Annotated in this window: 12 protein-coding genes; all 12 read right to left on the reverse strand. The window is 36.5% G+C overall.

Annotation, left to right across the window (positions count from 1 at the left end):
• Positions 1–41: 41 nt before the first annotated feature.
• The 12 genes from F0Q01_RS04585 to mutS are packed head-to-tail and all read right to left on the reverse strand — an operon-like array spanning position 42 to position 15,298.
• A complete protein-coding gene (locus tag F0Q01_RS04585; protein ID WP_242941828.1) occupies positions 42–1,025 on the reverse strand; it encodes a D-alanyl-D-alanine carboxypeptidase family protein in 984 nt (327 codons plus the stop codon).
• Positions 1,009–1,404: a methylglyoxal synthase gene (locus F0Q01_RS04590; RefSeq protein ID WP_090149724.1), complete on the reverse strand. Its 396-nt coding sequence runs from the start codon at positions 1,402–1,404 to the stop codon at positions 1,009–1,011. The genes F0Q01_RS04585 and F0Q01_RS04590 overlap by 17 nt, the downstream gene beginning before the upstream one ends.
• Complete coding sequence (locus F0Q01_RS04595) at positions 1,405–2,520, reverse strand: FtsW/RodA/SpoVE family cell cycle protein (RefSeq protein WP_163927144.1); 1,116 nt, start codon at positions 2,518–2,520, stop codon at positions 1,405–1,407. It abuts the gene before it with no gap.
• Positions 2,520–3,200, reverse strand: a complete 681-nt coding sequence (locus F0Q01_RS04600) for a septum site-determining protein MinC (protein ID WP_090149717.1) — start codon at positions 3,198–3,200, stop codon at positions 2,520–2,522. Before F0Q01_RS04600 ends, F0Q01_RS04595 begins: the two co-directional genes overlap by 1 nt.
• 19 nt (positions 3,201–3,219) lie before the next feature.
• Positions 3,220–6,069 (reverse strand): penicillin-binding transpeptidase domain-containing protein, encoded by a 2,850-nt coding sequence (locus tag F0Q01_RS04605; RefSeq protein WP_330388692.1) that lies wholly within the window; start codon positions 6,067–6,069, stop codon positions 3,220–3,222.
• Entirely contained in the window at positions 6,056–6,601 is a 546-nt protein-coding gene (gene mreD, locus F0Q01_RS04610) for a rod shape-determining protein MreD (protein ID WP_163927146.1), read from the reverse strand. The genes F0Q01_RS04605 and mreD overlap by 14 nt, the downstream gene beginning before the upstream one ends.
• Positions 6,594–7,457 carry a rod shape-determining protein MreC gene (gene mreC / locus F0Q01_RS04615; RefSeq protein WP_090149714.1) on the reverse strand — a complete coding sequence of 288 codons (864 nt, stop codon included), beginning with the start codon at positions 7,455–7,457 and terminating at the stop codon, positions 6,594–6,596. The genes mreD and mreC overlap by 8 nt, the downstream gene beginning before the upstream one ends.
• 14 nt (positions 7,458–7,471) lie before the next feature.
• Entirely contained in the window at positions 7,472–8,485 is a 1,014-nt protein-coding gene (mreB, locus tag F0Q01_RS04620) for a rod shape-determining protein (RefSeq protein WP_176753650.1), read from the reverse strand.
• A 49-nt stretch (positions 8,486–8,534) separates the two neighbouring features.
• Positions 8,535–9,821: an aminotransferase class I/II-fold pyridoxal phosphate-dependent enzyme gene (locus F0Q01_RS04625; RefSeq protein ID WP_330388693.1), complete on the reverse strand. Its 1,287-nt coding sequence runs from the start codon at positions 9,819–9,821 to the stop codon at positions 8,535–8,537.
• A gap of 1 nt (position 9,822) precedes the next feature.
• Complete coding sequence (gene miaA, locus F0Q01_RS04630; protein WP_090486753.1) at positions 9,823–10,761, reverse strand: tRNA (adenosine(37)-N6)-dimethylallyltransferase MiaA; 939 nt, start codon at positions 10,759–10,761, stop codon at positions 9,823–9,825.
• Entirely contained in the window at positions 10,761–12,689 is a 1,929-nt protein-coding gene (gene mutL, locus F0Q01_RS04635) for a DNA mismatch repair endonuclease MutL (protein ID WP_090486756.1), read from the reverse strand. The genes miaA and mutL overlap by 1 nt, the downstream gene beginning before the upstream one ends.
• Positions 12,689–15,298, reverse strand: coding sequence for a DNA mismatch repair protein MutS (gene mutS, locus F0Q01_RS04640; protein WP_330388694.1), 2,610 nt, complete (start codon positions 15,296–15,298; stop codon positions 12,689–12,691). Before mutS ends, mutL begins: the two co-directional genes overlap by 1 nt.
• Between the last annotated feature and the right edge of the window lie 7 nt (positions 15,299–15,305).

A 15,305-nucleotide genomic window follows, 5' to 3' on the forward strand; every position in this document is an offset into this window, starting at 1 on the left:
GATATATATATCATATCATATTAAGAGGAAAACCTAAACAATTATACACAATAATTACTAAGAATTTCACTCATTAACAGATATAAATTGGATCTGCAGTCAGCATTGAATACAATTGAGATAATTGTGTCTTTATCTTCGTTTTCTGATAATAATACCAGACAATAGCCTGCTGCTCCGGTTGTACCTGTTTTACCCCCTAAAATTGTAAACCCGCTAGGTGTAGTAACACTATTTGTTAAATATTGATTAGTTGTACTCCATTCAACAGTCTTAGGCTCACCACCTGAAGTATAATTGCATGTGTAATTAGTAGATGTAAAAATCTTATAAAACTCTTCGTTTTGAATAGCTTTATTCAAAATCAAATACATATCATAGACTGTAGTGTAATGATTATCATCGTGCAATCCATTGGAAGTTACGAAATTGGAATTAGTAGCTCCAAGTGCTCTAGCAGTCTCGTTCATTTTAGCTACAAATTCTTCTTCGCTTCCGCACATTGATTCTGCTATTGCAACTGCCGCATCATTACCAGAACGCAAGATCAAACCATATAATAAATCCCTAAGAGACATAACATCTCCTGGCTTTAGATCAATTACGGAAGAATCTGATTCTTGTTTGCAGGCATTTTCACTCACAGTAACATAGCTATCTAAATCTCCGTATAGACAAGCAACATATGCTGTAAGAATCTTGGTAGTAGATGCAGGGTACATCTTCTCATGCATATTCTGAGCATATATAACGCTTTGTTCTGTTGCATTAAAAGCGCCTCCTGCCTGAGCTACTTGAGAATCAACTCCAGATGTCCCTAAATCATCTTTTCCTGCTACACACAATCCATCGCTGAAAAACTGTATATTAGAATTAGAACCATTATTTGTAATACCGTATACAAAAGACGAATTATAAATATCATATGTTGCAACAGAGTCTTTTGTATTAGAACCACATCCGATCAATGAAAGGCACAAACTGCAAGTAATAATTATTTTGAAAACTTTACTTATACATTTCACGCCACTCAAGGTCTCCTCGATCTAATGATTTGATTAATAATTCTGCTGTGGCAAGATTGGTTGCCAATGGTATATTATGCGCATCACAAATGCGAACAATACTATTTACATCAGGCTCATGAGACTTAACTGTCAATGGGTCTCTCAAGAAAATGACCAAATCAATCTCATTCTGCTCAATCTGTGCACCAAGTTGCTGTGTGCCTCCTAAGTGACCTGCTAAGTACTTATGTACGCTAAGATTAGTCACCTCTTCAACAAGTCTACCTGTTGTACCTGTAGCAAAAATCTCATTCTTGCTAAGTATTCCTCGGTAAGCTATGCAAAAATTTTGCATAAGCTTCTTCTTAGAATCGTGCGCAACTAAACCTATATTCATCTAAAAAAGCCTCCCGTTTATATTTTTCGCTTGAAGACCAACGTTAAGCACAATACCAACTCCAAAATATACGGTAACAAGCGATGTCAATCCGTAAGATACAAATGGTAATGGCAAACCAGTATTAGGCAATAAACCAGTAACAACGCAGATATTAACGAAGCTCTGGAAGCCAATAAGTGTAGCCATACCAACACATATCAATTTCCCCGAAATATCCTTTGCCCTTTTTGCAATAAGCAATATCTCAATTGTAATAAAGAAAATAAGTGCAATTATAAGTACAGAACCTAAGAAACCAAGTTCCTCTCCTGCTACTGCAAAAATAAAATCAGTATGAGGCTCAGAAATATAATTACCATTTTTAACAGAATCAAAAGCATCATTACCTAAGCCCTTGCCCAATAACTGACCTGAACCTATGGCCATGATAGAATTTTGCTGCTGATAAGAACTAGAAGGATATTTGTCTGGCTTAAGCCAAGCAAGAATTCGATTGCCCTGATACTCTTTTAAAATAGTCTGTCCCTCTCTAGAAACAAGTATTAAAAGAATAACAATAGAAGGTATTGAAATACCAAGTACAATCGCTACCAATTTATAGCTTAATCCTACTACAAACATCATAACACAAATAATCATCATTGTGACAATTGTAGTAGATAAATCTGGTTCTTTTTCTATTAATAATAATGGTACCGAAGATAAAAGTAATGTAAAAGCTAAAATTTTAGGCTTATTAATATCTTCTTCATGCATCATTAGAAACCAAGAGAAAAACAAAATAAGAAGAATCTTACCCAGCTCAGAAGGCTGAAAACGGATACCAACTTCAATCCATCTTGTTGCTCCACCCGACTTATCACCTACCAAAAGAACTAATGAAAGCAAAGCAATAACCAAGCCATAGAATAGCCAGTGAAAATGAAGAATAAAATCATAATCGACCAGTGCCATGACGCTCATAACAATTACACCAAGAATCATACCAATAATCTGCTTTTGCTGATTGGACTCATTGGCGGAACCAATAACAAAAATGCCAATTATTGTAAGGGCTATGACTGCAATTATTAATTTGAAATCTAGATTCTTAAATTTATAATTATGAAACATTATTTTATCCTTTTTAATAAACCACTACTTAAAGGCTCTGCTAAAAGCTCTCTATTCCAAACAGAAATACCTACTGGCTCCTCTTCTCTCTTATGAACTCTAAGAGACCATTTTTCCTGTACTGTAACCTCACCAGAAACAGTTCCAATATGAATGTTGTGAGAATTGAGCTGCCCTGCAACTATATAACATCCAGTATTATCAGGATATCCAGCGTAGGCAGTTCCCAGTAAAGAGCCCATTACAATAATATTGCCTTTTGCCTGAATAGTTGCCTTAGATTTAACATCTCCAAGAACTATTACACTAGAATCAGAAGTAACAATATCATCTTTGTAAATTGAGCCTCTAATGATCTTAGCATTCTCAAAAATTTCATCTGTATAGAATCTGTCCACCTGGTCCAGCATTCTAGTATCTTTAAGCTCGTTATTCTCATTTAAAAGTATAACTTTAATTTTAGAATTAAGCTCAATAGCCTGTATTATAACAAGGCCCTCTTCGGTAGAAAGCTCGCGACCCATAGTCTCAAGAATCATCTGACATTCGCCGAAGAAATCTGCAGACTGAGCAAACTTTTTGCAAATCTCTCGAACTAATTCCTCGAAAGGTATAGTCGCATCTAATTGTAGTGATAATCCATATTTATTACTTTTTAAAACAACAGGGTCGTTACTCATAATAATAAATACTCCTTAGTTAGTCTTGTACAAATTCATCTGAGGAGTCTGAAACCATGGTCGCTTCACCATTAAGTAAGTCCTCAGTAGCTGATACTCCAAAGTAATAAGCCAAAATATCCTTAGAAACCTCAGCTGCATTATGTGATGTATAACCAAACGCAATACGAGTTGCAATTGCAATTTCAGGATCATCATATGGTGCATATCCAATAAATAAAGCGTGGCTAGGACGAGTCTTTGACTGCTGGGCAGTACCAGTCTTACCAGCAACTTCAACCTGAAAATTATCAAAGGAATGAAGATTTTCACACACCATTCTCATACCATAATGAATAGCATTCCATTGAGAACCATCAAGTACATCTACATGATTTCTAACAGATGGACTAAATCTCTCAAGGACCTTTCCATCTGAATCTCTTACACTATCAAGAAGTGTAAGATTATATACAGTACCGCTGCTGGCTATAGCTGTAGCATAACGAGCTAAACCTACAGTAGTAAAGTTGTTATCAGACTGACCAATGGCAGCCATGACAGGGAACTCTGTCGCAATATGAGGATCATTTTCCTCTATCTCAATACCTGTAGTTTCATTCAAACCATAAAGTGACGCGTAATCAGTAATTGTTTTAATACCGGTAGGATCGTCATATTTATTATATCCATCTGCAAGCCTATAACCTACTTCGTAGAAGAAATAGTTACAAGAATCTCTAATGGCTTCAGACACATTAATGCTACCATGGGTGCCACTAGGATAAATCCAACATTCAGGCTGGTTGGAAACCTTCATGTATTTACCTAAATCCTCGATTTCTGAGGTGGTTGTAATAACGCCCTCTGAAAGACCTGCAGTTGCACTGACAATCTTGAAAGTAGAACCTGGAGCAGTACGCTGCTGGGTTGCATAGTTATAAAGCGGATTAGACGCAGTATTATTAAGATATGAATAATAATCAGCATCTACTGAATTAGCAAGCTTGTTATTATCATAGCCAGGATAAGAAACCATGGCTAAGACTTCGCCTGTTTTTGAATCCAAAATAACTGTAGAACCTGAACAAGGATCTAAAGCTATCTGACCAGGTGTAATCTCAAGCGACTTAATCTTTTGACGCATAAAATCATATGCTGTGATACCGCCAGATGAAAGACGTGAATACATATCTTCATCTTCTTCAAGAACACCCTGATCGTATAAAATCATGCATATCTGATTACCAGTTATTCCATCATCTAAAAGCAAATATTTGTAAATAAGCTTCTGGAATCCAACATCAGTGTTAAGATAATCAATTACATAATCAATCAAATCATTGTAAAGCTCTTCTGTATCTGCGTATTTCTTCTCAACTTCGTATTTTGTAATATCTATCCAGTTGTTCTCAATGGCGTAGAGCAAATATTTATTAACAGCCATCTCTTCTTTGGTCCAGTTAATCTGTACTTCAGAAGATGCATCAATAGCAGAGGCATCAAAAACGCCAAGAGCTTTAAGAGTTGTGACAATATAAGTAGAATAAGCCTGATATTCTTCAGGTAAATCTTTATAGATAGTCTCATTTCCTACCTTGAGCTGGCTCCTTAGAGTGGATAAGACGTATTGTTGCTTAGATTCATGTGCGGAGTATACAGCCTTTTCTGTAGCGCTTGCAGACTCATCCTTAAAAGCATTAATATCTATAACTCCATTTTTAATAAATGAATAATAGACATCGTAAATAGGCACAATTACATCGTCGTCTGACTCAACTTTGTAGCTCTTAATATTTCGAAGCTTTGAATATAAAATACCCGCTATCTCCTGCTCAAGCAAAATATAAGAGGCTTTTTGTAAATCATAGTCAATAGAAAGATATACATCGTCACCTGAAACAGCAGCAACGTGATCACCTTCAGCTATAGTGTTACCAACACTATCTACATACAGGGTTTCATATCCCTTTTTGCCGGCAAGAGTATCGTTCATCACCTTTTCGATACCGATTTTACCAATAACATCAGTAGTCTCTACTGAATCATCTTTAGCGGATAGTTCTTTATACTCTGCAGTAGAAATCTGACCTGTATAACCAATAATATGAGCAAAATATTCACTGTCAACATAACGTCTAACAGACTGCTGTTCTACATCTACACCAACAAGCTCGTTGATATTTTCCTTGATATAGGCTACAGATTCCTGTGAAACATCTGATGCAATGACTGTCGAAATGTATTTTTGATATGAATTCTGTCCCATATTGTAACGAACAACCATTATTTCATATCTGAGCTTTTTGCCATACTCTTCAGAAATGTTATATACTCTACTGCCCTGAAGATAATTAACAATCTGTGTCGGTGTAGCAGTAGCCTCATCAAAACCAAGCTTCTCATTGTAGGCCAAATCATCTATATTAGCCTTGCCAAAAACGTCAGCTCTAAATCTCTGAATCAAAGTATCGCTAGTGTACAAGAACTGATAATTTCCAGAGGAATCGATATAAATACCAAAATCATTGTCTATTTTATCGCCGTTACCCTCAAGCTTTGAAATAATCTGAGCTATCTCAGTATTTAAAGACTCGCTTTTTTCTGTTTTGCTGGAATATGTACCATTATCTTGGATTGTTACGGCATAAACTAACTCATTGTAAGCGAGCAAATTACCATTTCTATCATAGATATTGCCCCTAGTAGCAGGGATAGACTCAGTTTTCTCGAGCTTCAGATTATAGTTGTCCTGATATTCAGAACCATTGATTATCTGAAGATAAAAAAGGCGTGAAACAAGAACGGTAGCAAAAAATACCATTGCTACCATAACGACACGAATACGTGAAGAAAATGCATTTATAAAAAAGTCCTTAATAATTTCCAATTCTATCAGAACCTTTCTTCTCAAATTTCTCTATCCAATTGTTAATATGCAGTATTGCATAATACACAAAGATAGAAACAACAAGTGTGTAAACAACCTCGGGCATAATAACATTCATAAAGTAGAATGAAAAGTCCTTCTGAGATCTAATAGTAAACAGGACGAAATAAGACAAAACGCCATAAATCAAGTCGCTTGTCCCTATGAGAATCATAGGAAGTCTTAAATCGTCTCCAAAAAACTGCTTTTTAAATAAACCATTTAACAGACCAATATACATATATACAAGAGCATATAATCCAAAAAGGACACCTGAATATATATCTAAAAGAAGGCCTGTGCAAAAACCAATTAAAATACCATAGCGTCTACCCTTCATAAAGCCATAAGTAGCTACAACGCAAATAAGAATATTAGGGGTAACACCGGAAAGTGGATATCTAGACAACACACTAGTCTGCAAAATATAGCAGATAAAAATTATAAGTGCGATGATTGATATTCTTCGTAAATGTTTCTTAAAATCATTCAACTTTGTAAGACTCCTTAAGTTGTAATACAACTAAAACATCTGACAAATGTCTGAAATCAACCACTGGAGTCAAAGTACCAGACTTGGTCAAATCATTGTCATCAGGAGTAACAGATGACACATAACCTATTGTCAGACCTGGTAAATATTTATCTGAAATATTAGATGTAACAATCTCATCTCCTATAGCTACCTTATCCTCTTCATCATATAGATTAGAAAAATTGATAAGATTGTTTGATGCCATATTTTCAAGAGAACCTGACACGATACAATTGTCATCAGTAGATGAAATTGTAGCACTTACATTGGATGTATCATCGATTATAGAACGTACTACAGCATACGAATCGCCTACAGATACAACGATTCCTACCAAGCCGCCATCAGCGATAACGTTCATATTGACTTTAATACCATCCTTGCTGCCTTTATCAATAGTGAAAGTATTGAACCAATTAGTTGTTCCTCTTCCAATAATTCGAGCTCCTGTAGTCTCGTAATCATAATATGACTTATCAAGATCATAGAGTTCTTGAAGTTCATCTAATTCCTTGAGCTTCAGCTCCATGCTATCAATCTGTGCATTAAGTGATTCTACTTGAGCTTGAAGCTCCTCATTTTCTTTTATGAGTTCCTCTTTTGACTTGGTGTCTGCAGAAGAATAAGCAATGCTGCTGCCAATATAATCGATACCCTTTTGCATAGGTATAAAGAGATGATTGGCAACTGTCTCAAGTGGACCACCGGAAAAACCAGTAGAATAGCTAACAAACAAAAGCATAATGCAAAAAATAGACAGTATTGTAAGTAGATATTTACTTGCAAGGCCCCCGCCTGATTTTCTTTGTCTCATAATACCTCTAAATTCTATTTAAAGATGCGAGTCTTCATGCTATATCCGTACTGCTTATATTTATTATCAGCAAGAACAGAACCAAGTCCTCTTACGCATGATTCCTCTGGATCCTCATAATCATTAACTTTAATATTAGTAACTTCAGAGAATAAATCCTGAAGCTGGTGTAACTGTGATGTACCACCTGTAAGGTAAATTCCTGAATGAACGATATCCTTTGCAAGTTCTGGTGGAACCTTTTCAAGGATAAGCTTAACATTTGTACAAAAGCTCTCTAAATCAGCCTTCATAGCGTTATATACAGTATCACTCTCAACTTCCATCTCGATAGGAAGACCACTGACAACATCACGACCTACAACAGTAAGCTTCTCACCTCTGCCTGGCTGAGCAGAACCAATCTCCTCTTTTAACTGCTTAGCTGTCTTTTGACCTATAACAAGATTAAAGTTTCTCTTCATGTAGGTAACGATAGATTCATCAATTTGATTACCACCAAAAGGAAGAAGCTCTGAAAGCACAAGACCACCTAAAGAAATAACAGAAATCTCTGTAGTATCTGCTCCCAAATCAACAATCATAACGCCTGTTGGTTCAGAAACATCAAGTCCCATTCCTATAGCACAAGCGATAGGCTTCTCGCAAACTCTAATTGAATGAGGCTTGTTCTTAGACTTGCTGAATAAATCTGAGAATGCCTTTTTTTCAACCTCTGTAATGTCTGTAGGAACAGCTACAACAATATCCGCCCCTTTAATCTTGCCTTTTAAGTCCTTTTCAAGAACTTCAAAAAGCATTGTCTGCATATTATCAAAATCAGCGATAACTCCTGAAATGATTGGGAAAGATACATCAATAGTGTCAGGTGCCTTTTCAAACATTGAATAGGCATTGTCACCATATGAATACATCTGATTTTTATTAACGATTGCAATTGTGTTCTTAATGTTAGTGATATGATTATTTGAACCGCTGAAAATCTTAAGATTCTGGGTTCCTATATCAATACCAAATGAATTGGCCATGATTATCCTCCATATGTCTATTAATCCTTTTTACAAACCTCTTAAAAGTTTAACACAGTTGACTTTTGTTCACAAGGCAAGCATCTACCAGTTTTTGAAGGGACTTAAGGATTCCTATTTTTGCATGATTCCAAGTTAAGCCTCCCTGGAAGAATGCAGTATATGGTGCTCTAAGTGGACCATCCGCAGATAATTCAATAGATGAGCCCTGTACAAAAGCGCCTGCAGCCATAATAACCTGACTATCATAACCTGGCATATCCCATGGTTCTGGAGTCACATAAGAATCAACTGGAGCTGCAGCCTGAATACCTTCGCAAAAAGCAATAAGTCCCTCAGGCTTTAAAAATGATACCGCCTGAATGATATCGTATCTAGGTTCAGTAGAATTTGGTATACATAAATAGCCAAGCTTCTCATAAACATTAGCTGCAAAAATAGCTCCCTTAAGTGCACCAGCTACAACAGTAGGTGCTAGGAAAAATCCCTGATAGAATGACTGCATTATACCAAGAGAAGCACCTACTTCCTTGCCAAGGCCAGGACTTGTAAGTCTGTGTGCTGCATTTTCAATACATTCTTTTTTGCCAACAATATATCCGCCTATAGGTGCAAGTCCACCACCTGGATTTTTAATAAGAGAACCAACGCACATATCAGCCCCAACTTCTGTAGGTTCAATCTTTTCTACAAATTCACCATAGCAGTTATCAACCATGCAAATAATATCTGGCTTAATTCCTTTTATGAATGAGATTAGCTCTCCTATCTGCTCTACAGAAAGTGTAGGACGATTTGCATATCCCTTTGAACGCTGAATTGTAACAAGCTTTGTCTTTGAATTGATAGCTGCCTTAATTCCATCGTAATCAAAGCCACCATCAGCAAGTAAATCTACCTGAGCATATGTAATACCATATTCTGCAAGAGAACCATTAGATGGTCTGATACCAATTACCTCTTCTAAAGTGTCATATGGCTTGCCTACTGGAGATAAAAGCTCATCTCCTGGACGCAAATTACTCATTAAAGCAAGGGCAAGTGCATGAGTTCCGCAGGTAATTTGAGGTCTTACAAGAGCATCCTCAGCCTTAAAAACAGATGCGTAAACTTTTTCAAGTGTGTCTCTTCCAACATCATCATATCCATAGCCTGTAGATGCATTAAAACACTCTGCAGCTACTTTATGCTCCTGCATAGCTTTTAAAACTTTAAGCTGATTGTACTCTGCGACCTGATCAATTTCTTTAAATCTAGGCTCTAAATCACTAATAATAGCCTTGCCGTATTCATATACTTCCTTTGAAATACCAAATTCCTTGTAAATCTCGTACACTTTAAATAATTCCTTTCTCTTTAAGCTGAGACAAAATATAATCCAAAAGCTGTCTGTCATCTTTTAAAACTGTTTTATCTAGCCATGTAACTTCTTTTTCTCGTCTAAACCATGTCAACTGCCTTTTAGCATAATTGCGAGAGTTTTTCTTGATAAGCTCAATAGAATCTTCAAGAGATATATTACCATCAAGATAAGAAATGATTTCCTTGTATCCAATGCCATCCATTGATGTCATGCCAGGCTTACATCCCATGGTCAAAAGCATTTTGACCTCATCTAAAAGACCTGCTTTCATCATAATATCAACTCTTTTATCAATACGATTATAAAGCAATCCTCTATCATCATTTAGCACAAAATATGCAAAATTGTAAGGGCTTGTCCTTTGTTTTTCACGTTCATTATGAACCGAAAATTTCTCACCAGTCTGATGGAAATATTCTATTGCTCTAATAACTCTCTTTCTGTTAGCCTCAGGAATTGTAGACGCTGACTCAGGGTCCACTTCATTAAGCCTTGAGTGAAGAGCCTGATTGCCAAATTCATTAGCATAATCCTCTAACGATTTACGATAACTTTCATCAATTTCCTGCTCTGTGAACTGAATATCATATAGAATAGCCTGAATATAAAAGCCTGTTCCTCCACAGATAATTGGAATTTTGCCCTTGCTGTAGATTTCATCCATTGCCTCAAGAACCATCTTTTGAAATCTAACAACATGAAAATCTTCTGTAGGCTCAATAGCATCGATAAGATAATGCTTAACTCCGTCCATTTCCTCTGGAGTAACTTTAGCTGTACCAATATCCATTTTCTTGTAAACCTGCATACTGTCAGCAGAAATAATCTCGCCATTAATAGCCTTGGCGAGATTAATAGAAAGGGCTGTTTTACCAACTGCAGTTGGACCTGTTAAAATAACTAAATTTTTCATTAAACAATCCTTTTAAATTTCTTTGCTAATTCGTATTCCGAAAATGAAATCATAGTTGGTCGACCATGTGGACAATGATATGGATTATCAAGCTCCAAAAGGTCATTTATAAGAGTTTTAATCTCAGGTAATGATAATCTGTTATTACCCTTAACAGCAGCCTTACAAGACATAGACGCAACTCTCTCAACTATTATATCAAAAGAATCAGAAGCCTTGTATGACTGACAATCAGCAAGTGCCTCCAAGAAAAACTGTTTTGGATCCAAGCTAAATAAGTTACCTGGAACAGCTGTGATTGCAAGCTCATTACCACCAAATGACTCTACTCTATATCCAAGACTCTCGAAGGCTTCATGATATCTTTCGTATAAAAGAATATCCTGCTGTGAAAGAGAAATAATAACTGGTGGACTAACCATCTGAGAAGTCATTTCTTTATTCTTCAAACGAGCCATAGTTTTTTCAAATAAAACCTTTTCATGGGCAGCATGCTGGTCAATTATATACATATTTTTATCGTATTCAATAATCCAATATGTATCAAAAACTTGACCGATAATTTTATGTTCCTTAACTGCCTCTCTAGTAAGAAAACTAATTTGTTCGTACTTTTCACCGCCACTATTCTTCTCAGCAAACTTTTTCTCATAAGGAGTATCTTTTCTGATTTGACTAGTGATACTTGCCTTGATTGCCTCAAGTCTATTCTTTTCAAATGGTTCCGGTAGCTTAACTGGTTTGATTTCCTGTTCAGAAGATGATTCTGATTTATAATCGCCAATTAATTCATCGCTACTGGTATCAAGAGGGGTAGCTTTCTCTACTGAGAAACTCTTATTTACAGATGAAGTTTTTTCAATTGGCTCAGGAATAATTGTATTGAAAGTATTGTTAAATCTAGGCTTTTCCTCTTCTACCTTAGCCTCAACAACATCTTCTCTTCTTCTGAGGCGGCTATTAATAGCCTTTGTAAGAATCTCGCATACTTTTGATTCGTTTTCAAAACGAACTTCTTGTTTAGTAGGATGAACATTAACATCCACAGCACCATCAATACAATCGATGTTTAATACAAAAAATGGATATTGATGACCCATCAAAAATCCGTAGTAGCCCTCCTCACAGGCGCGAGAAAGATTATTACTTTTGATATATCTGTCATTTACAAAGAAATGCTCAAAAGCTCTATTTCCTCTAGCTATAACAGAAAGGCCAATATATCCTGTAATAGAAAAAAGCTCATCCTCATAACTAATATCTAAAATATTTGCTGCAATCTGGCGACCATATATCTGGTAGATAGTATCCGAAAGGGAACCGTTGCCTGATGTCATCAGCTTTTCCTTGCCGTTAATTATAAGCTTAAATGAAATTTCTGGATGGGATAAAGCAAGATGTTCTACAACATCAAAAACATAACTGCCCTCAGTGCTCTCTGCTTTTAAAAACTTTTTTCTAGCAGGAGTATTGTAGAATAGCTGCCTAATAATAAATGTTGTTCCATCTGGGGCGCCAACATCAGAAAGTGATACTTCCTTGGCTCCTTCTATAATGTAACTTGCACCAAGTAAATTATCTTTAGTCTTTGTAATAAGCTCAACTTTTGATACTGCCGAAATCGAGGAAAGAGCCTCTCCTCTAAATCCAAGAGAATGGACGTTATTTAAGTCCTCTGCATCTTTGATTTTACTGGTAGAATGGCGAAGAAATGCCACCGGAATCTGGTCCTTTTCTATGCCGACTCCATTGTCTGTAATTCGAAGATACTCAATACCTCCGCCTTTTATTTCAACAGAAATAGCTGTAGCACCAGCGTCGATACTGTTTTCAATAAGTTCCTTGGCAACGGAAGCTGGTCTTTCAACCACCTCTCCTGCAGCAATCTTATCAATTGTCTCTTGGCTTAATACATTAATTTTTCCCATTATTCATTCACCTTATTATGATACTCAAAGAGAATATTCATAGCTTCAAGAGGGGTAATCTGAGTTATTTCAAGATTCTTTAGCTCAGAAATAATATCAGCTTCTTTTTCTGAGAAAGTAACCCCTGACATATTCTTAATTTTCTCTTCTATATGTTCCTGAATAGCAATTTTATCTGTTACCGCAGCAATATCATTTTCATTTAATGAATTAACAATAGTACGTGCTCTTGTAAGTACCTCCTCAGGTAAACCTGCAAGACGAGCTACCTGAATACCATAACTTTGATCTGCACCACCTGGAATAATCTTTCTGAGGAAAATAATATCCTCGCCCATCTCTTGAACTGAAATACAGTAATTATGAACGCCCTTTATCTGACCCTCTAGCTCAGTAAGCTCATGATAATGGGTTGCAAAAAGAGATTTGGCTCCAATATTGTAAGCAATATGCTCCACAACTGACCAGGCAATAGAAAGTCCATCATAGGTAGATGTTCCACGGCCTATTTCATCCAAAATCAAAAGAGATTTATTGGTGGCATTATTTAAAATATTAGCAACCTCATTCATCTCTACCATGAAAGTAGATTGGCCGGTAGATAAATCATCTGATGCACCAACACGAGTGAATATACGGTCAACAACGCCAATTCTAGCCTCTGTAGCTGGAACAAAGCTTCCAATCTGGGCCATGAGTACAATAAGTGCCACCTGTCTCATATAGGTGGACTTACCAGCCATATTAGGACCTGTAATAATAGCGATTGTATTAGTGTCTAAATCAAGGTAACAATCGTTTGAAATAAACTGATCATCATCTATCATCTGCTCAACAACAGGATGACGCCCCTCTTTAATATCAACTATTCCTCTATTATCAATGACAGGACGAATATAGTGATTCTTGTCTGCTACAACAGCAAGAGAAATAAGCGCATCAAGGTTTGCTATAGCCTTGGCAGTAATTTGAATCCTATCAACCTGAGAAGCGATGGTATCTCTAACAGTCTTGAAAAACTCATACTCGATAGTATTGAGTCTATCCTCTGCTCCTAAAATACTATCCTCAAGTTCCTTTAACTCAGGCGTATAATAACGCTCTGCATTGGCAAGGGTCTGCTTTCTAACGTAATAATCAGGTACTAAATCCTTGTAGGAATTAGTAACTTCAAGGTAGAATCCAAAAACCTTGTTAAACTTAATCTTAAGATTTTTGATACCTGTCTTTTCTCTCTCATTAGCCTCAAGGTCAGCTAACCACTTCTTGCCATCAATTTTAGCACTTCGAAGTCTATCAACCTCGTCATTATAGCCAGTCTTAATAATGTCACCATCACGTGAAGAAATAGGTGGCTCTTCCATAATGGCCTCATCAATGAGAACATACAAATCTTTTAAATCATCAATATCATCATTGAGATTACAAAGAATTCTAGAATGAAGACCATTTAAAATAGTCTTTATAGGCGTAAGCATACCAATAGACTGTTTAAATGCAATCAAATCTCTAGGATTAGCTGATTGATAAGTTATTTTGGTAATAAGACGCTCTAAATCATAAACAGATGATAGATACTCACGAAGCTCTTCTCTATCAATCATCATGTTTTTAAGCTCTTCTATTCCATCCTGACGCTTGATAATCTCATCAACAGAAATAAGTGGCTGCTCTATATATGCCTTGAGCTGACGAGCACCAAGAGCTGTCTTAGTCTTGTCTAATACCCATAATAAAGAACCGCGCTTTTGCTTATCTCTCATTGTCTCAGTAAGCTCAAGATTTCTCCTGGTGGAATTATCCAGAAGCATAAACTTACCGTCTGTGTATGGTGTGATATGGGTAAGATGCGCTAAATCAGATTTCTGAGTCTCTTTTAAGTATGACAAAAGAGCTCCTGCAGAAATCTTGCCAATAGAAAAATCCATAAGACCAAGGCCTTCAAGAGAATGAGCCTTAAAATGTCTAAGAATCTCTCTAGTGCAAAGAACATCATCAAACATAGACTCATCTAGAAGAGAGCTAGCGCAAGAAAGCTTTTCTGTGATACCAGAAATATCCATTCCAGATTCAAAAATTGATTTAGAATAAATAATCTCAGCAGGATTGAATCTAAAAATCTCATCCACAAGCTTTCGAACTGAATCAACCTCTGTAAGATAAAAATCAGCTGTAGATACGTCACAAGCAGCAACGCCAAATACGCCTCTTTGATAAAAAAGAGCCATAATATAGTTATTGCTAGTCTCATCAAGCGCCATCTGGTCTATATTGGTACCAGGTGTAACTACACGAATCACTTCACGCTTAACAAGACCCTTCGCCTCCTTAGGGTCTTCTACCTGCTCACAAATAGCCACCTTAAATCCACGACTGACAAGGCGATTAATATAAGAATCTGCCGCATGAAAAGGAACTCCACACATTGGAGCTCGCTCCTCAGCACCGCAGGCTTTACCTGTAAGAGTAAGCTCTAGCTCTCGAGAAGCAGTTTTGGCATCCTCGAAAAACATCTCGTAAAAATCTCCCAATCTATAGAACAAGATGCAATCTTCATATTCAGATTTAGTTTTAAGATACTCCTGCATCATTGGAGTGTATTCTGCCACAATTATT

Source organism: Pseudobutyrivibrio xylanivorans (genome assembly GCF_010906925.1).
Classification (GTDB): Bacteria; Bacillota; Clostridia; order Lachnospirales; family Lachnospiraceae; genus Pseudobutyrivibrio.